Origin of the sequence: Enterococcus sp. AZ050 (assembly GCF_051715085.1) — a bacterium.
In the GTDB taxonomy this organism is placed as follows: Bacteria; Bacillota; Bacilli; order Lactobacillales; family Enterococcaceae; genus Enterococcus; species Enterococcus faecalis.
In genome coordinates this window covers 2,597,497-2,614,707 of sequence record NZ_JBIOTC010000001.1, presented here as the reverse complement: position 1 = coordinate 2,614,707, position 17,211 = coordinate 2,597,497, and the positions used below count along the sequence as shown (strand labels likewise).

General features: G+C 37.5%; 17 protein-coding genes. 2 read left to right on the top strand and 15 right to left on the bottom strand.

The window, feature by feature from the left end; genetic code table 11:
* Positions 1 to 7: 7 nt before the first annotated feature.
* The 10 genes from ftsA to IGJ04_RS12800 form a co-directional block, all read right to left on the bottom strand.
* Complete coding sequence (gene ftsA / locus IGJ04_RS12845) at positions 8 to 1,330, bottom strand: cell division protein FtsA (RefSeq protein ID WP_002355898.1); 1,323 nt, start codon at positions 1,328 to 1,330, stop codon at positions 8 to 10.
* A gap of 173 nt (positions 1,331 to 1,503) precedes the next feature.
* A complete protein-coding gene (locus tag IGJ04_RS12840; protein ID WP_002419338.1) occupies positions 1,504 to 2,628 on the bottom strand; it encodes a cell division protein FtsQ/DivIB in 1,125 nt (374 codons plus the stop codon).
* 8 nt (positions 2,629 to 2,636) lie between these two features.
* Entirely contained in the window at positions 2,637 to 3,728 is a 1,092-nt protein-coding gene (gene murG, locus IGJ04_RS12835; protein ID WP_002355896.1) for an undecaprenyldiphospho-muramoylpentapeptide beta-N-acetylglucosaminyltransferase, read from the bottom strand.
* 4 nt (positions 3,729 to 3,732) lie between these two features.
* On the bottom strand, positions 3,733 to 5,103 hold the full coding sequence (gene murD, locus IGJ04_RS12830; RefSeq protein ID WP_002415087.1) for a UDP-N-acetylmuramoyl-L-alanine--D-glutamate ligase: 1,371 nt from the start codon (positions 5,101 to 5,103) through the stop codon (positions 3,733 to 3,735).
* Between the two features lie 22 nt (positions 5,104 to 5,125).
* Positions 5,126 to 6,091 (bottom strand): phospho-N-acetylmuramoyl-pentapeptide-transferase, encoded by a 966-nt coding sequence (mraY, locus tag IGJ04_RS12825; RefSeq protein WP_002355894.1) that lies wholly within the window; start codon positions 6,089 to 6,091, stop codon positions 5,126 to 5,128.
* A gap of 27 nt (positions 6,092 to 6,118) precedes the next feature.
* On the bottom strand, positions 6,119 to 8,347 hold the full coding sequence (locus IGJ04_RS12820; protein WP_002381310.1) for a penicillin-binding protein: 2,229 nt from the start codon (positions 8,345 to 8,347) through the stop codon (positions 6,119 to 6,121).
* Positions 8,347 to 8,754, bottom strand: coding sequence for a cell division protein FtsL (gene ftsL, locus IGJ04_RS12815; RefSeq protein ID WP_438840271.1), 408 nt, complete (start codon positions 8,752 to 8,754; stop codon positions 8,347 to 8,349). Before ftsL ends, IGJ04_RS12820 begins: the two co-directional genes overlap by 1 nt.
* 16 nt (positions 8,755 to 8,770) lie before the next feature.
* Complete coding sequence (gene rsmH, locus IGJ04_RS12810) at positions 8,771 to 9,727, bottom strand: 16S rRNA (cytosine(1402)-N(4))-methyltransferase RsmH (RefSeq protein ID WP_172616685.1); 957 nt, start codon at positions 9,725 to 9,727, stop codon at positions 8,771 to 8,773.
* 14 nt (positions 9,728 to 9,741) lie between these two features.
* Positions 9,742 to 10,227 carry a division/cell wall cluster transcriptional repressor MraZ gene (mraZ, locus tag IGJ04_RS12805; protein ID WP_002383402.1) on the bottom strand — a complete coding sequence of 162 codons (486 nt, stop codon included), beginning with the start codon at positions 10,225 to 10,227 and terminating at the stop codon, positions 9,742 to 9,744.
* Positions 10,228 to 10,460: 233 nt separating this feature from the next.
* Positions 10,461 to 10,853: a DUF3397 domain-containing protein gene (locus IGJ04_RS12800; protein ID WP_002383401.1), complete on the bottom strand. Its 393-nt coding sequence runs from the start codon at positions 10,851 to 10,853 to the stop codon at positions 10,461 to 10,463.
* Positions 10,854 to 11,097: 244 nt separating this feature from the next.
* On the opposite strand from IGJ04_RS12800, the gene IGJ04_RS12795 reads away from it, so the two are divergent.
* Entirely contained in the window at positions 11,098 to 12,063 is a 966-nt protein-coding gene (locus IGJ04_RS12795) for a magnesium transporter CorA family protein (protein ID WP_438840270.1), read from the top strand.
* Positions 12,064 to 12,130: 67 nt separating this feature from the next.
* Entirely contained in the window at positions 12,131 to 12,241 is a 111-nt protein-coding gene (locus IGJ04_RS12790; protein WP_002383399.1) for a DUF4044 domain-containing protein, read from the top strand.
* A gap of 90 nt (positions 12,242 to 12,331) precedes the next feature.
* Here IGJ04_RS12790 and recN read toward each other — a convergent pair whose 3' ends face one another.
* The 5 genes from recN to IGJ04_RS12765 form a co-directional block, all read right to left on the bottom strand.
* Positions 12,332 to 14,005, bottom strand: a complete 1,674-nt coding sequence (recN, locus tag IGJ04_RS12785; RefSeq protein ID WP_438840269.1) for a DNA repair protein RecN — start codon at positions 14,003 to 14,005, stop codon at positions 12,332 to 12,334.
* Between the two features lie 17 nt (positions 14,006 to 14,022).
* A complete protein-coding gene (locus tag IGJ04_RS12780) occupies positions 14,023 to 14,472 on the bottom strand; it encodes an arginine repressor (RefSeq protein ID WP_002355883.1) in 450 nt (149 codons plus the stop codon).
* A 131-nt stretch (positions 14,473 to 14,603) separates the two neighbouring features.
* A complete protein-coding gene (locus IGJ04_RS12775; RefSeq protein ID WP_010706683.1) occupies positions 14,604 to 15,464 on the bottom strand; it encodes a hypothetical protein in 861 nt (286 codons plus the stop codon).
* A 4-nt stretch (positions 15,465 to 15,468) separates the two neighbouring features.
* Positions 15,469 to 16,017 carry a matrixin family metalloprotease gene (locus tag IGJ04_RS12770; RefSeq protein ID WP_002409078.1) on the bottom strand — a complete coding sequence of 183 codons (549 nt, stop codon included), beginning with the start codon at positions 16,015 to 16,017 and terminating at the stop codon, positions 15,469 to 15,471.
* 365 nt (positions 16,018 to 16,382) lie between these two features.
* Positions 16,383 to 17,198, bottom strand: coding sequence for a TlyA family rRNA (cytidine-2'-O)-methyltransferase (locus IGJ04_RS12765; protein ID WP_002364633.1), 816 nt, complete (start codon positions 17,196 to 17,198; stop codon positions 16,383 to 16,385).
* Positions 17,199 to 17,211: the final 13 nt, after the last annotated feature.

Below are 17,211 nucleotides of genomic sequence, written 5' to 3'. Positions count from 1 at the left end.
TGTGTGATTAGTCGAAAATGTTCGAGAAGAAGTCTTTGATTTTGCCTGTCACTTTTTCACCAGACTCACGTTCGTTGAATTCTTCGTATTCTTCTTGAGGCTGTTCAGCATATGTGTCATAGCGAACTTCTTGTTGGACAGCGACTGATTGTGCTGGTTTCGATTTTTCACCAGGGATTGCATATTTGGCAATGTGATAAATATCGTTTAGTTGCGCTGAATATTCCACAATGCTAATGACATTAGCAAAGACTGGGTTACGTAAGCCCATGTGATTTGGTACGTATAGTTTTACGTTGGCTTCAAAAATCTCTTGCGCCAAATCGACAATACCTGGCATACTAGCGGCGCCACCAGTTAATACAACGCCTCCAGGTAATTCAAACGCATCAATTTCATCCAGAACTTCTTTTGATTTTCTCAAAATTTGTTCCACACGCGCTTCAATAATTTCTGAAAGGTAACGTTCGTCCACTCTTACAGGCTCTGACTTACCGATAACATCAACAGGAAACTCTTCGTTTGCTGAAGTTCTTTCTGGATAAGCATCCCCATAATTAATTTTTAAGGCTTCGGCGTTGTTAAAAGAAGTATTCAATACGATTGAGATATCTTTCGTGATGAACTCGCCGCCTTCTTGGTTAACATGAGTAAATTTCAATTGTTTGTCGTGGATAACAGATGTCGTTGTTTGACCGCCACCCATATCAATGACAATTGTTCCAAAGTCTTTTTCGCCATCTGTTAAAATTGTTTCCGTTAAAGCAAGCGGTGTAATCACTAATTCGTTAATTCCTAAGCCAGCTTTTTCAACACATTTACGGATGTTATGGATGATTGTTTTTGGTCCAGTATAGACAACGCCAAACATCTCCATGCGAACGCCAAGCATTCCACGTGGGTCTTTGATGCCTTCAAAGCCGTCGACGGTAAAGTCTTGCGGTAAGATTGCAACAATTTGACGTTCAGGAGGAGTTGAACGAACCAAAGCTGCAGATGCGACGTTGCGCACATCCTCATCTGTAATTTCTTTTGATTCACTGCTAACAGCTATCATTCCTTGACAGCTTTCTACTTCTAATAAATTCGCTGGTAATCCAACATTTACGCTTTTAATTTGAATGCCGGCTTTTTCTTCGGCTTGTCGAACGGCCCGTTGGATTGCTTGAACTGTTTGATCAATATCGACGACAATCCCTCGATTCAAACCGTCTGATTTTGCATTTCCAACGCCGATGATGTTCATTTGACCTTCAATATATTCAGCGACAACTACTTTGACAGAAGTTGTACCAATATCGAGGCCTACATACATTCCTGTTTTTGCCATGAACGGAATTCCTCCTCCTATTAATTCCAATATCTAAGCGGACAAAGGCGTCCGTTTAACTATCTCTTTTTTAGTATTATTCACTTCTTCCAATTTTACCATAAAAATGGGGGTTTTAGAAAGCAGATTATACGAATTTGTTCGTTAATTTTTGAAACATTTTTGTAAAAAACTTATTCTGCTTGTTGCACTTCTTGATTTTCTCCATTTGTCGGCGTACCGTTATTCGCTTCATCCGTTGCTACGCCTGCATTTGGGTCCGCAACTTCTTGATTTTCAACCGCTGAATCTTCGGAAACTTCACTGCCCGTTTCTTCACTTTCTTTTTCATACGGATAAGAAAAAATGCCGACTTCCATATCAACGATTCCAGGTTTGTCCATTTGCTCGGCTACTTGTGAATAATAAGCCATTTTTTCACTTAAATCAGAAATATTAACAATCACTCGGTTTCCATCATTCATATAGACATTAATCAAGTCTTTATTGGTTTTGGATGGTGCATATTTAATTTCTGAAATTCCTTGTTTAATTTCTTGAGGTAATTTGTTGTAAGAGGCCATTAATTCAGGGATTAATTTATCCTCTTTGAAATTCTCAAAAATTGGTTTGCCACTTTCAGCAGCTTTGGTGGTTTCCGCCAAAGTTTTACCATTCTCTAAAATCGGATGATAGCCGCCTTTAGTCGCAGCAAGAGCGACAATTTGATACTCTTGAATATCAATTTTAAATGAATTAATACCATTTAACTTAATGTTCGCCTTTTTTATAATTGGAAACTTTTTCTGAATATTTGCAGAAAAATAATTTCTATTTGAATACTGCTCCCATAAGCCACTGCCCGTTTCAAGTTTTGACTGCTGAATAATCGCTTGACTCTCCACACTTTTGTTGCCTGAAACTGTTACTTCACTCAATCGACTAAGAGGCGAAACAAAATACAATGCCACTAAAATGGCTGTCCCTAAACAAGTTAAAATAAAGGCTAAACGCCTATATAAGCGCTTGTTCCGTGTTTTCTTAACGTTCGGTAAACGATCTGCAAAATGCTCCTCTTCTTCCACTGTTTCTTGTGGAAGATGTTGTTGAGGCTCTTCTTGACTTTGTTCTTGTAAAGTGATGGTGACTTCTGCTTGTTCGTTTTCACCTTTTGAAGCAGCTTCTTCCGCTTGCTTCTTCAAATATTCTTGGTTTTGTTTTTGCCAAGGTGTCAGTTCAGGTTGAGACTCTTCCGATTTTTTTGGAGGTAATGGTTTTCTTTTTTTGAATATATCGTTCTCGTTACTAATCTTCCACACCTCCTATCTCAGACTAACGTTTTCACAACTTGATACAAACGATCACTTGCATCTGGGATGCCTTCCCCTTTGGACGCCGTTGCCATCTGTTGTCTTTTTTCATTGTTTAATAAAATATCATCAATTGCCGCAACTAAACGAGCGCCGGTCAATTCTGCATCTGGAATCATTTCAACAGCACCAACTTTTACTAAGCTTTGCGCGTTTTTCGTTTGATGATCATTCGTGACGTAAGGACTCGGAATTAAAATTGCTGGTAATCCTAATGCGGTGAACTCCGCAATTGAGGTTGCTCCTGCACGTCCCACCATTAAATCGGTATTAGCCATCACTTCAACCATTTTATCAATATACGGTTGCACACTTATGTTTGTCAATTTCTTTTCAGAAAGCTTTAGACTTTCTTGAAGTTCCTGATAATATCTTTCTCCTGAAGCGTATAAAACTTGATACTCTCTCTCTTCAAACAAAGGAAAGGCCTGTTCAAACGCTTGATTGATTTTCAAGGCGCCACGACTTCCGCCAAATAAAACCACCGTTTTCTTTGCTGGATCCAAGCCAAACTCTGATAAAATAGCTGACTTTTCCACCGTTACGACTTCTTGTCCCCGCGGGTTCCCTGTTAAAATTGTTTTTTCTTTCGGGAAAAAACTAGCGACATCTGGAAAACAAATCGCAATTTTATCCACATAACGACTTAAAAATTTATTTGTCATTCCAGGGATACTATTTTGTTCATGAATAATTGTCGGTATTTTTAATTGGTGGGCCGCATAAACTACTGCACCAGAAACATAACCGCCTGTACCAATGACCACATCTGGTTGAAATTCACGAATAATTTTTTTTGCTTTATTAATGCTTGTTAAAAATAAATAAATTGTTTTAAAATTTTGAGGACTCAGCGAACGCTTAAATCCTTGAATTTTAATCGTTTTAAATGGAATTTTCGCCTTTGGCACAATTTGACTTTCTAGACCATTTTCTGTTCCCACATACAAGAATTCTGTTGCAGGTGCTTCTTTTTTGACGTGTTCGACGAAGGATAACGCAGGATAGATATGCCCACCTGTGCCACCACCAGTTACTAGTATCTTCATTTTCTCACATTTCACTTTCTTTTAATTGTTGAACAGCTTGCATAAAGGCTTCCCCGCGTACTTCAAAATTCGGGTATTGGTCCCAACTTGCGCAAGCAGGTGATAGTAAAATAGTATCATCTTTTTCCGAATAATCAAAGGCAATGGTAACCGCCGTTTGAACATTTTCAGCAAATAAAATTGTTTCAATGTTCGCTTTTTTAGCAGCTTCCGCCAATTTTTCTTTGGTTTCTCCAAATAAAACAATTGCTTTGAGTCCCAGCAGAGCAGGAACCAATTCATCAAATGAGTTACCGCGATCCAAGCCACCCGCAAGTAAAAGTAGCTTTTGGTTGTCAAACCCACTTAACGCCATCTCTGTAGCTAAAATATTGGTTGCTTTTGAATCGTTATAAAAACGTCTTTGCTGAACTTCGCCAACAAATTGCGTTCGATGGGGAACGCCCGAAAAGTTTTTCAAAGTTTGTCTAATCTGAACATTCGATACATTTTTTAATTTAGCTACACAAATCGCTGCGAGTGCATTTTCAATATTGTGACTGCCAGGAATACCTAACTCATCGGCGGGCATAATATATTCTTCATTAAAATATAATTTCCCATCTAAAAGATAAGCCCCTTCTACTGCTTCTTTCGTTGAAAAAGGCAATACGTTGGCAGCTGTGGTTTTGGCTAACGTTTGAAGCTCTACTTGATTCCAATTTAAAATCAAGGTATCCTCTGCGGTCATGTTTTTTTGAATGGCCCATTTTGCAGCAACATATTCTTTCCGCGAACCATGATAATCCAAGTGTGCTTCAAAAATATTTGTAATTACTGCAATTTGTGGGTGAAACGTCTCAATTCCCATTAACTGAAAACTAGAAAGTTCCATCACAAGATCATCCTTGGCTGTTGCTTCTTGAGCCACCGTACTCGCTGGAAAACCAATATTTCCCGCCAAACGCGCCTCACCAGCCGTTCTGTCAGCGTTTAGCAGTAAACCAATCATCGTGGTCGTGGTTGTTTTACCATTGGTGCCCGTAATGCCGACAATTGGACATTCGGCAATTTGACCTGCTAATTCCACCTCAGTTATGATAGGAATTTTCCGAGTTAGTGCTTCTGCCACAAGTGGATTTGTATAAGGAATACCAGGATTTTTAACGATTAGTTCAAATTCTTCATCCAACAATTCAATTGGATGCCCCCCTGTAACAACACGAATACCCAAGGTTAATAAATCTTGGGCGTCAGGGTTTTGATCAAATTGTTTTGCGTCATTAACGGTAACGAGCGCACCTAACTCATGTAAGAGTTTCGCTGCGCTGACACCACTTTTAGCTAGTCCTAAAACCAACACTTTTTTGTTTTGATAGGTTGTTATTTTTTTCATTGTCAATTTCCCCTTTGATAGATTAGAAAAGAATCCATAATGTGATTCCTGAACAGATTAAACCGACAGACCAAAAGACAAAATCAATTTTCCATTCAGACCAACCACACATTTCAAAATGGTGATGAATTGGTGACATTTTAAAAATCCGTCGACCAAATAATTTAAATGAAGCAACTTGTAAAATAACACTTGCTGTTTCACAAACGTAGACAAGTCCAATTAAAAGTAGCGTCCATTCTTGATGCAAAATAATTGAAATTGCTGCTAACAATCCACCTAATGCTAATGAACCAACATCACCCATGAAGATTTTTGCTGGTTTTCTATTATAAGGGAAAAAGCCAATCAGCCCACCAATCACACTTAGGCAGATAATCACAACATCAAATTGTTGTTGTTTCCAGGCAATAATTGCATAAGTACCAAATGAAATTGTTCCTAAACCAGCAACTAAGCCATCAATCCCATCTGTCAAATTCACGGCATTAGAAAAACCGACTAACCAAAAAATAATAAACACGCCATAAAAAATACCTAACGGAACTTCTGCTACTCCAAACAAATCTAAGGTGTCTGAAAAGCCTTCACTTCGATAAACAAAGTAGAAAACCAACCCACCAAAAATTTGACCAATTAATTTTTGACGAGAATTCAAGCCCATGTTCCGTTTTTTAAAGACTTTAATGAAATCATCCAAATAACCTAGCAAACCGTATAACACTAAAATAAATAGAATAATTAGTAGAGACGGCGTAAATTGGTGGAAAAATAACCCCATTGCTAGCGAAGTAATCAAGCTGGCTACAAGGAAAACGACTCCACCCATTGTAGGGGTACCTGTTTTCACGCTATGCCAAGTTGGGCCATCTTCACGAGTAACCTGCCCTTGTTTTTTCATTTGAAAATAGCCAATGAATAGTGGCATTACGCTCACTGTAATGGCAAAACTCACCACTATGGGAATAAAAATCTGTGTCCACTCCATGTTATCTCTCCTAATTATTCTACGTTATTATTCTGTGCCTTCTAAAGTCACGGTTAATTTTTTCTCCGTAATTTCAGTTTCAGCAGCGATACTTTGTTTCGTCACATAGCCTTCACCTTTAAACTCGACAGTCAAACCTAATAGATCGCCAAACTTGGTAACATCGCTCTTCGACCAGCCGGTTAAATCAGGCATATAGTTCGTTCCATTTGTGATCAAAATCAATTTCTGATTAGGCATTAATGTTTGACCAGACGGCGTTGATTGTTTCTTGATTTTTTCACCATCGCCGATAATCACAGGATCCACCCCGTTCACTTTGGCATTGGCCAACGCTTCCGCTGGTGTCATGTTTTTATAATCAGCAACTGTGACTTTATCAGAAGCTACTTTCGTTGTTTCCGGATCTGTCTCTTTAATGTCTAACGCTAATTTCATTAATGGGTTTGCAATTGCCGCCATTGCTTCTGAAGGCGAACCTGATTTTGCTTGTCTAAGTGTAATATACAAAACATATTCAGGATTATCCGCTGGGACCATTTCCACTACAGAAGACAAGACTTGACTTGCTCCATCAACGTACCCTTTACCATCTGAAATCTGGGCAGTTCCTGTTTTGGCAGCAACATGATAGCCTGGTACTTTATAAATATCATACGCAATCCCGTAAGTCGGGTCTTCAACAGTATCAATCATGTACGTACGAATCTGTTGAGCTGTTTGCGCTTTGATTGGGGTTCCTACGATTTGTGGTTCCGTAATCGTTTCTTTTCCTGTATTTTTGTCAACAATTTTGCTGATGTAATGAGGTTGCAACATTGAACCGTCATTTGCAATAGCTGAGAAACCTTTCATCATTTGGAAATTAGTAACTGTAATTGCTTGACCAAATGCCGACATTGCTCTATCTACAAAGTTTGTTCCTGGCAATTTACCAGCAGATTCACCACTTAAACCTGAATGCGTGCTCGTACCAAAACCAAATTTTTTCAAATATTCCATCCATTTTTCATCACCCATTTTTTGTTCTAGTTTTACCATACCAATATTACTAGACCAAGAAATGGCTTGACGATAATTCAAATATTCTTTCCCGTTCAACCGAGTGTAGTCATGGTCATTCACAGTTACATCCCCAACTTGAATTCCACCAACACGATTGAATAATTCATTAGGATTAAACTGTCCTTGTTCCATAGAAGCAGCTGTTGTAAATAATTTGATTGTTGAGCCTGGTTCATAAGGACTTTCAACTAATAGGTTCTGCCACGTACCATTATCGTCTAACCCTTGTTTCGTTTCAGGATTAAATGTTGGCCGTTGAGACATGGCAACAATTTCGCCTGTTTTTGCTTCCATTAACATGGCAGTCATAGAAACTGGTTCATATTTTTCATTAACTTGCGTCATTAAATCTTCTAAGGTATTTTGCAAGCGACTATCCAGCGTTGTGTAAATATCTTGACCATCCACTGCTTTTTTCTCTTCCGCCACAGTTCCTGGTAAGGCATTACCGTAAATATCTTTTTCAAAATACACACGGCCATCGGTTCCGCTTAAAATATCATTATAGGTCTGTTCTAGTCCCATCGCACCTACTAAGCCTTCTTTATCATCATCTGGATTGGCTGCTTTTGTATAGCCAATAAAGTGAGAAGCAAACTGCCCATTGGGATATAATCTGGCTGGATGTTCATTGAAATAAACACCTGAGATTTTTTTCTTTTTCAAATCTGCTTCAATTTTTTGGCGTGTTTCCAAGGTGATGTTTTGACCACCCGTACCAAATTCCACTTGATATTGTGTTGACCCATCTTCATGGATCCCATTATTCAAGTATTTCAATGCTGTTTTTTTGTCTAGTTTGGTATATTTCGCTAAAATTTCAGCAATATCATCGAAGTCTTTTTTCTCCGCATATAGCTTTTCATTATTTTGTCCCGTATATTTTTTTGATAATACGACATATAACGAATAGGAAGTAGCATCTTCTGCGATTGGATTACCATATCGATCTAAAATTGATCCTCGCTTAGCTTTTACCACTTGGCTTCCTTCATATAAAGAAGCTGTTTTTTCCTTTAGTGAGACACCGGCTACTTTGCCTGTTGCCACAATGTATGTCGTTCTAAAGGCAAATAAAAAGAACAATCCAATACTCGTAGCGAATAAAATGATGCCTACTTTTTTACGATTGTTCATCGGATTTAAGTTTTTCTTTTTCATGAATTGTTTAAATTTATGTCTTTTACTCATTATTTAACAGTCCTAACATTGTCGCCGTTATTTTCTAGTCCTTGTTTTTTAGCGACATCTTTGATTCTATCTGATTTAGAAAGTTCGCTTTTTTCTTGTTCCAATTTCAAAGCGTTATCTTCCTTTTCTTTAATGACTGCTTGTGTTTCTGTAATATCGTTCATGGTTTGGACAATTGTCGTTCTTACTTGAATTGTCGCAATTGCAATACCAATCGTTGCACAAACTAATACAACACCGATTAATTTTTCTAGTAAAGAGACATTTTTTAGTTTCTTTTTGGGTAATAGAGTGGGGACAGGTAGTGTTTCCTCTTGCATTTTTCTGTCTTGCTCTGTTGCCACAGTTGGCTGATCCATTTCTGGTGCTTCATAATGGAAATCATTTACTTTCTTCAATTCAGCCATGTGTCTACCCCTCTCTCTATCTAGATTTTATTTTTTCGGCAATGCGTAACTTCGCACTTCGTGAACGATTATTCTCAGATAACTCACTGTCACTTGGTAAAATTGGTTTTCTGGTAATTACTTTTAATTCTGGTTGAAATTCTTCTGGTACCACTGGAATGCCTGGTGGCAAATCTTGTACCGTACTGTATTCTTTAAACATTGTTTTAACAATACGATCTTCTAACGAATGGAACGTAATCACACTGATTCTGCCATTTTTCGCTAGCAAATCAATTGCTTGTTCTAGCGACTCTTCAACTGCCCCTAATTCATCATTAACGGCAATGCGAATTGCCTGGAAAATTCGTTTTGCAGGATGTCCACCTTTGCGTCTTGCTGGAGCTGGAATCGCCGTCTTAATAATCTCAACGAGTTCACCTGTTGTTTCAATTGGTTGCTTTTCGCGAACACGTTCAATTTCTCGAGCAATCTGTTTCGAAAATTTCTCTTCCCCATAACGAAAGAAAATTTTTACTAACTCACTATAGCTATACGTATTCACCACTTCGCGAGCCGTCAAGGGTGCGTCTTGATCCATGCGCATATCTAAGGGCGCGTCTTGATGATAGCTAAAACCACGTTCCGCTTCATCTAATTGTGGTGAAGAAACACCTAGATCGTATAGAATCCCATCAACATGGAACACCCCGTGTTCTGCCAATTCTTCTTTAATATTTCTAAAATTTGATTTGATGAAGGTCACTTGACCTTTGTCTACATATTTCTGCAAACGAGTCTTAGCATGTGCCAACGCTTTTTGGTCTTGATCAAAGGCATATAAATGACCGTGCTCATTCAATTGTGTCAGTAAGTATTCACTATGTCCGGCACCACCGAGTGTGCAATCTACGTATACGCCATCCGGCTTCACTTGTAATCCATCCACTGTTTCTTTTAAAAGAACGGTGTAATGGCGAAATTCTCCAGTCATCATTTGCCTCATTCCTAAAATCCAAAATCAATCATTGTTTCTGCTAATTCATCAAAGTTTTCTTCGGCTTCATCAGAGAATGCATGCCAACGTTCGTCACTCCAAATTTCAATTCGGTTAGAGACGCCGATAACAACACAGCCTTTTTCTAAACTGGCATGTGTTCGTAAATTCGCCGGAATATTGATACGACCTTGCTTATCAATCTCACATTCTGTTGCAGCGGAATAAAAGAATCGTACGAAGGTACGTGCATCTTTCTTAGCTAAGGGCATTTCTTGAAGTTTTGCTTCAAGTTGTGACCATTCATTTAAAGGATAACCAAATAAACAGCCATCCATCCCTCTCGTTACCACAAATTTTTCACCAAGTTCCTCACGAAACTTTGATGGAACGATTAGGCGGCCTTTGGCATCGATATTATGTTGGTATTCACCCATAAGCATAGCCAATACACCCGCTTTTCCACTTGATAGAACAAGTCTACCACATCCCACCACTTTCTACCACTATAAATCTAAAAACTTCTATTTTTTAACTGTTATTTAAAATTTCTGTAATATTTACAGGGTTTTATGTAACAAGCATCACCCAACAAAAAATGTTATTATAACAAGGTTTTTACTATGTTTTTTATCAAATAACCCCCAAAATAACAAAAAAACCCCACGGAGTGGGGAGTTGTGGGGGACATTTTCCCACAGCGTATTTCCCCTATTGTCTCCACGCTTTATTACAGTAGATAATGACTGATATTTAGCAAGATAAGCAACACATACAACACAAACGTTAGTAAAAACGTCAACCGCCAAAACATCTTGAAATATCGTCTATATAAAATCTCTCCATAATAATAAGCTTGAAACAGGGCAACAGCGACTCCTAATAACAAAATAGAAATCACAAAATACGGCATAATCGATTCATCATAACTATCTTTGGATAACTCATGGATCCCTATGAATAAAAACGGAATGGCCAAATCCGGTGCTTTTATTTTCCAACGTTCCGTTAGGGAAAAAGTGGACACGAGAAAATTGCACGCAAAGAGCACAATTACCGGAAAAATATACCAAAATAACATTATTGCCGAAAACGACACCATTCTCTCAACAAATCCTTTCATTCCACCTGCTATAACTATACTTCATCAACGTTACACAGATGTTTCATTTCGTTTAAATATATGTGCTAAAAGCCCTTTTTGCTTGCTTTTTCATATAAAAAACGGATTACTTATCAAACCATTTTCAAAACGAGGCCTCACCTATCACGGCCACTTATTTTTGAATGTTTTTTATAAGCTTTTCTTCTCGTATTGTGTCATACTTCTATTATAATGGATTTAGAACAAAAAATGTTGATTCGGGGTGAATCTTTTGATTAATTATTTATTATTGAAAAATGACTATTTTGAACCTTGTTCACCAGACGATGAAGCCCTAAGTTGGATTTCGGTAGAATCTCCTACAGAAGAAGAAATCGAGCGTCTCGTCAATCAATACCACTTACCAACAGATTATCTTACCGGCGTTTTAGATGATGAAGAAAATGCTCGAGTGGAAGGTTTCCGCCACGAAAAATTACAAACGCCTACGTTACTTTTATTTCGTTATCCCAAAGCTAGTATCAGTCCTAGTGGCTATCTGCAAGTAGAAACGGTGCCGATTGCTTTAATCGCAACCGTCGATAACAAACTAATTACTGTTAGCAATGGGCCTAACGACATCGTTCATGGGATCCAAAAAGAGGCGTTCACCCATCAAGATCTTTCTATTGAGAAGGCCTTAATTTTAGCCCTTTCATGGAAGATGGCCCTTTCCTTCAATAAAAACTTACAAGCACTTATCCAACAAACCAACAAACTTGAAGGAGAGCTCCAAGTAGCCACAGAAAATAGTCAATTGTATCAGATTATGGACATTCAAAAAAGTCTAGTTTATTTCGAAGCAGCTTTAACGGATAATTTAAAAGTATTAAAACGTTTATATAGCACTGAAATTTTTAATCATCCAGAAAAACATTTGCCATTTTTAAGGGATATTTTGATTGAACTAGAACAAGGACTAAATACGACTAAAATACAACTAAAATTAGTTGATAACATTAGTAATACTTTTTCAGCAATCGTTTCAAATAACTTAAATAATGTCATGAAAATTTTAACATCCTTAACAATTGTCCTGACCATTCCGACCATCATTGGAGGAATTTACGGCATGAATGTGAAACTCCCTTTTGCAGAGCATGAATATTCTTTTTGGATTATTTTTGCTATCACTACCTTAATCTGTGTAATTAGTATTCGAATTTTAAAGAAAAAGAATCTCTTATAACTTTAGGTTGCTGTTTTCAGGAAAAGGTTGTACACTATTAGCAGAAATTAAAAAGGACGTGTCATTTATGAACGACAAAGAACAAAGTCGCTTTTCAAAAATCACGAAAGTCGTGGTTTGGCTAATGCTGATCGCAATTGTAGGTTCAACTGTTTTAACAGCAATTCTTAGTCTTTAAACTGGAGAACTTTTTCACACATTAAAAGTAAAAAAACAGCCCCTTCAATTGATAGAAGGGGCTGTTTTTTTACTTGCTCAAATAGAGCGGCTATTTTTTCGCCATCGCCAACAGCTCTTGTGCATGTTCAATGGTTAATTTCGTAATTTCACTTCCTGCGAGCATACGCGCAATTTCGTTTACTCGCTCTTTTTCAGATAAAATTCGGACGCTTGTTTCTGTCCGACCCGCCACAATTTCTTTTTCAATAAAATAATGTTCATCGGCAACGGCCGCCACTTGTGGCAAGTGCGTGATACACAACACCTGCGAATTTTCTGAAATTTGATAAATTTTATCGGCAATCGCCTGTGCTACACGGCCACTGACTCCTGTATCCACTTCATCAAAAACAATACTAGTGATCCCTTGCGTTTGAGAAAAGATTGTTTTCATAGCTAGCATCACTCGCGAAAGTTCTCCGCCAGAAGCCACCCGAACTAACGGTTTTAATGGTTCCCCTGGGTTAGTAGTAATATAAAATTCTACTCCGTCTAAGCCATTTTCTTGTAAATGCTCAAGTTCTGTAAAGCGGACTTCAAATTCCGTTCGCTCCAAATACAGTTCTTTTAATTCGGTTAAAATTTGTTGTTCGAGCTCTTTTGCTAGGCGCTTTCGTTCTTTTCGTAAAGCTAACGCTTGTTGATGAGCGGCTTGTTGTTTCTCTGCAAGCAACGCTTCTAAGTCATCTGTACCACCTTCCAAAAAATCAGCCTCTGCTAACTCTTTGGTGATTTCTTCATAGTAAGATAAAATCGTTTCGATTGAATCGCCATATTTACGTTTCATTTGACGGATTAATTCCAAACGATTTTCTACTTCATTCAAGCGGCCTTCGTCTAGTTCTAAGCCATCAATCAACCTAGAAAGATCTCCACTGGCTTCTTGTAGTAAGTAGTAAGCATTTTGAACAGTATCTGACAATGTTTTATATTCTGAATCAAGGGATTCAATCGAAGCGAGTTCATTCATACTTGTTCCGATTTTATCCAAACTACTATCGTCTTCACCATTTAGCGCGGCATAACTAATCGTCAGTGCATCAGCAATCTTTTGAAAATTGTTCAGTTTATTGCGTTCTTCTAGCAATTGTTCTTCTTCGCCAGCGACTAACTGGGCACTAGCAATTTCATCACTTTGAAAATGAAGCATGTCCATTCTTTGGGCAAATTCTTTTTCATTTTTTTGTCGCTTTCTGACTTTGGCTTCGAGTGCGCGATACTCTTGATACGCCTGTGTATATTTTTCTTTGACTGCTAAAAGTTTTTTCCCACCAAATTCATCTAACATATCAATATGGCGTTCACTTTGCATCAATTCTTGATGTTCGTTTTGGCCATGAATATCTACTAAATATTCCCCAATTCTTTTTAAATTAGTAATGTTGACAATCCGTCCGTTGACACGGCAAACATTTTTACCAGAAGCGGAAATATCTCGTTGAATCACTAAAGAATCTTCTTCTGTTTCAATACCTAATTCTTCTAATAATTGCTTTAATTCTTGACTTTTCGGCATTGAAAAAAGTCCTTCTAAGGTGCATTTATTTGCTCCTTGACGAATATAGTCACTGGAGCCACGTCCGCCTGTGAGTAATCCCATTGCATCAATAATGATGGATTTCCCCGCACCCGTTTCTCCCGTTAAAACGGTCATACCCATTTGAAACTCTAATTGTAACGAAGAGATAATCGCAAAATTTTTCACGGAAAGTTCTTGTAACATCTTGTTCACCTCATTCTTTATAGATAGCTTAACAGCTCTTTATGAAGTTTTTCTGCCGCCTCCTCAGTTCGTGCAATCATGAGAACACTATCATCATCGTTGATGACGGCAAAAAGTTTCTCTTGGTAATTCTTTTCGATTAAACTACCACACGCCGCCGCATTGCCAGGAATGGTTCGTAATACGACATATTTTTCCATTTGTTCTGCAGCTACAAAGGCATCTTTTAAAAGCTTTGCAAGTTTAGCACTCGTATTAGCTTGTGTTTCTAATGGAAGGCTATATCGATAACCCCCTTCTGCAGAAGGAACTTTAATCAGTTTCATATCTTTAATGTCGCGAGAAATCGTTGCTTGTGTAACAGCTACGCCCTTTTCTTGTAAATAGTGGACAAAATCTTCTTGCTTTTGAATATTTTTTTCAGTCAATAAACGTGTAATTAAACGGTGTCTATCTTGCTTTCTCATGGCGCCGCTCTCCTTTTCAGTTTACTCTTGCCCTCATCATAGCTTATTTTTATGCATTTTAAAAGACTAAACAAAGAAAAGAATAACAAAAAGCAAGGGAAGCTCCGCTGACTTTTTGTTATTCTCTACTTCTATTCTGCTGGAAGTTCAATTCCTAATTCATCTTTTAAATAGGTAGTTAAATTAGTCGTTTCTTTGGTTGATTCATTGACAACATTCCACGTTTTGCCAATCGCTCGGCGATTCCTTTGGGTTAATTCTTCAGCAGGTTGCTGCTCGTCTTCTAAACGTAAAGAACCGTATTGATAGCCCATTATTAACCCCTTATTCCATTCCTTATCCCAATAAACATAAAACAAATAGGTCTCACCAGCTTCTAAATAAAAATCTCCTTCATACTGTAGTATTTCAACAAGCTGACGACTTTGCTGAATTGGCGCCATTCGTCTTGTTGCACGCCCACGATTCAATTTATCAACATTTTCTTTCGCATCATTTAAAAACATTCGCCCTTCTTCCATAATGCCACCTGGTCGCGCAAATTCAATCGTAGATGCTAATTCGCCTTGAATATTTTTTAGTACTTGGATTTTCCCAAATGTCCATGGATAGATTTCTCCATTATAGGGACTACTAGGATCATTAGCAGGCGCGTCTGCTTTATCTAAAGAAAGAACTTTGCCAATAACAATATTTGTTGACAAAGATTGGATATCTTTTGGGATTTCAGGATTATACATTAACAGTCGTTGCGATCCACCGGATTGATTAATAACTTTACTTTGGTCAATTTCATCAAGATATGAATAATATTTTCTTTCTGAAGAATCAATACTATTTTTCAAAGCTTTTTTCTTTAATGAAGTGGAAGTTGTTGTTATTTTTTCAGCAGCAACTTGTTTCTTCTCGTTCTCTTTAACGAAATTAATCATTAAGAAAGCGCACGCCAATAAAGAAAGCGCTAACAAAAATACTATGGGATTTTTTTTCATTTTTTCACCACCCATATATTCTTGCTAAGATATCATTATTCGCTTTATCAACAGCAAGATTTGTATTAGTACTTACAGAACGTATCATAATGCCATTTGAATGTGCAATCCCGAGCGCATGCCCAATTTCATGTCTAGCAATAGTCCCATTCTTCATCGATGAAGCCCGTGAATACATAGTATTATAATTAATTTTAGCATAGTAGTAGTTTATTCGCGGAGCTTCTCGCATCCCAGTTGCAATCATCCTATCTCTGCCATCAAAAAAATCTGTAACCCCACCTATTCCCGGATTTAACTTTGTTGAATAAAAATCAATTGATGTCCCATAGTTATTTCCTTGTTTATAAATATACAAAGGATTCCCCCACGGAGTATACATCCAATTTCTAATCGCTGTATCGGTATTACCAAATGTTGCGGTTGGTCCTAGCCAATAACTAATTCCATTAATTCCTCTCGATAATACGCCAGGAAACCTAGAGGCTGCAAATGTATCAACACTAGTACCCAAAACGATTGCTACAAAAAAACCAGAAATTAATAACTTCATTTTTTTACCTCTCTATTCAATTACTTGGTCTTACTAAAATAGTTTGTCTGATCAGAACCATCCTTAGTTTAACATTAAAAAACACATCATTAAATTAAAATTAAATTAAATAATATCTATAATGTTTTTTTAATTATTATTTAAAAAAATATTAGTTTTAAAAATGTTATTTTCTCACAATAAAACAAGAGCCAATAAGTCTATTTCAACGATTATTTTTATTTAAATTCCTTTTTATCATTATTAAATGTCTCACCAATTCATTTATAAAATAAAAAAAGACCTGAGACAGCTATACTTCTAATGACTGTCTCAGATCCCTTTTTATTTAATTGCTTAGTCTACAAAATTTGCTGCCTTTATCATCATTCCGCTAATTTTTGATGCGCATGCGCGACAACTTCTTCAATGGATTCTGGCGCTTGATAGGATCCTTCCCCTTCAACAGAAACTAAATGTGCCAAAAATTCAATGTTTCCTTCGCCACCAGTGATTGGTGAAAAATCTAAGTTTTTCACATCATAACCGTTATTCATGGCAAAGCGTGTAATTTCTTCTACAACCATTTGATGGGTTTCTGGATCACGCACGATTCCTTTTTTCCCAACAAACTCTTTGCCAGCTTCGAATTGTGGCTTAATTAACGCCACCACACTACCACCTTTTTTCAAAATATCATGAAGAGGTGGCAAAATTAAGCGTAATGAAATAAAGGAAACATCAATCGTTGCAATATCCGGCACCCCTTCAGTGAAATCTTCAGGTTTACTATAGCGAAAATTGGTACGTTCCATTACCACCACGCGTTCATCTTGCCGAATTTTCCATGCTAGTTGGTTATAGCCAACATCTAAAGCGTAACTCAAACGAGCCCCATTTTGTAAAGCGACATCGGTAAAACCACCTGTGGAGGAACCAATATCTAGCATTGTTTTACCTTGAACGTTGATTGCAAAAACATTTAGTGCCTTCTCTAGTTTTAAGCCCCCACGAGAAACATAAGGCATTACTTGGCCCTTAGTATGTAAGGGTGTCTCCACAGAAATTTTTTCCCCTGGTTTATCTAAACGTTCATTTTTATCATTGTAAACCAAACCAGCCATCACGCTGCGTTTGGCTTTTTCTCGTGTTTCAAATAGTCCTTGATTAAACGCCAAGACATCGACGCGTTCTTTTTTCATAAGTGCCTTCTTT

Excerpts from the sequence above, each read along its gene's own strand:
- ftsA (WP_002355898.1), bottom strand. The coding sequence starts at position 1,330 with ATGGCAAAAACAGGAATGTATGTAGGCCTCGATATTGGTACAACTTCT.
- murG (WP_002355896.1), bottom strand. The coding sequence starts at position 3,728 with ATGAAGATACTAGTAACTGGTGGTGGCACAGGTGGGCATATCTATCCT.
- murD (WP_002415087.1), bottom strand. The coding sequence starts at position 5,103 with ATGAAAAAAATAACAACCTATCAAAACAAAAAAGTGTTGGTTTTAGGA.
- mraY (WP_002355894.1), bottom strand. The coding sequence starts at position 6,091 with ATGGAGTGGACACAGATTTTTATTCCCATAGTGGTGAGTTTTGCCATT.
- IGJ04_RS12820 (WP_002381310.1), bottom strand. The coding sequence starts at position 8,347 with ATGAGTAAAAGACATAAATTTAAACAATTCATGAAAAAGAAAAACTTA.
- ftsL (WP_438840271.1), bottom strand. The coding sequence starts at position 8,754 with ATGGCTGAATTGAAGAAAGTAAATGATTTCCATTATGAAGCACCAGAA.
- rsmH (WP_172616685.1), bottom strand. The coding sequence starts at position 9,727 with ATGACTGGAGAATTTCGCCATTACACCGTTCTTTTAAAAGAAACAGTG.
- IGJ04_RS12800 (WP_002383401.1), bottom strand. The coding sequence starts at position 10,853 with ATGAAAGGATTTGTTGAGAGAATGGTGTCGTTTTCGGCAATAATGTTA.
- IGJ04_RS12790 (WP_002383399.1), top strand. The coding sequence starts at position 12,131 with ATGAACGACAAAGAACAAAGTCGCTTTTCAAAAATCACGAAAGTCGTG.
- recN (WP_438840269.1), bottom strand. The coding sequence starts at position 14,005 with ATGTTACAAGAACTTTCCGTGAAAAATTTTGCGATTATCTCTTCGTTA.
- IGJ04_RS12780 (WP_002355883.1), bottom strand. The coding sequence starts at position 14,472 with ATGAGAAAGCAAGATAGACACCGTTTAATTACACGTTTATTGACTGAA.
- IGJ04_RS12775 (WP_010706683.1), bottom strand. The coding sequence starts at position 15,464 with ATGAAAAAAAATCCCATAGTATTTTTGTTAGCGCTTTCTTTATTGGCG.
- IGJ04_RS12770 (WP_002409078.1), bottom strand. The coding sequence starts at position 16,017 with ATGAAGTTATTAATTTCTGGTTTTTTTGTAGCAATCGTTTTGGGTACT.
- IGJ04_RS12765 (WP_002364633.1), bottom strand. The coding sequence starts at position 17,198 with ATGAAAAAAGAACGCGTCGATGTCTTGGCGTTTAATCAAGGACTATTT.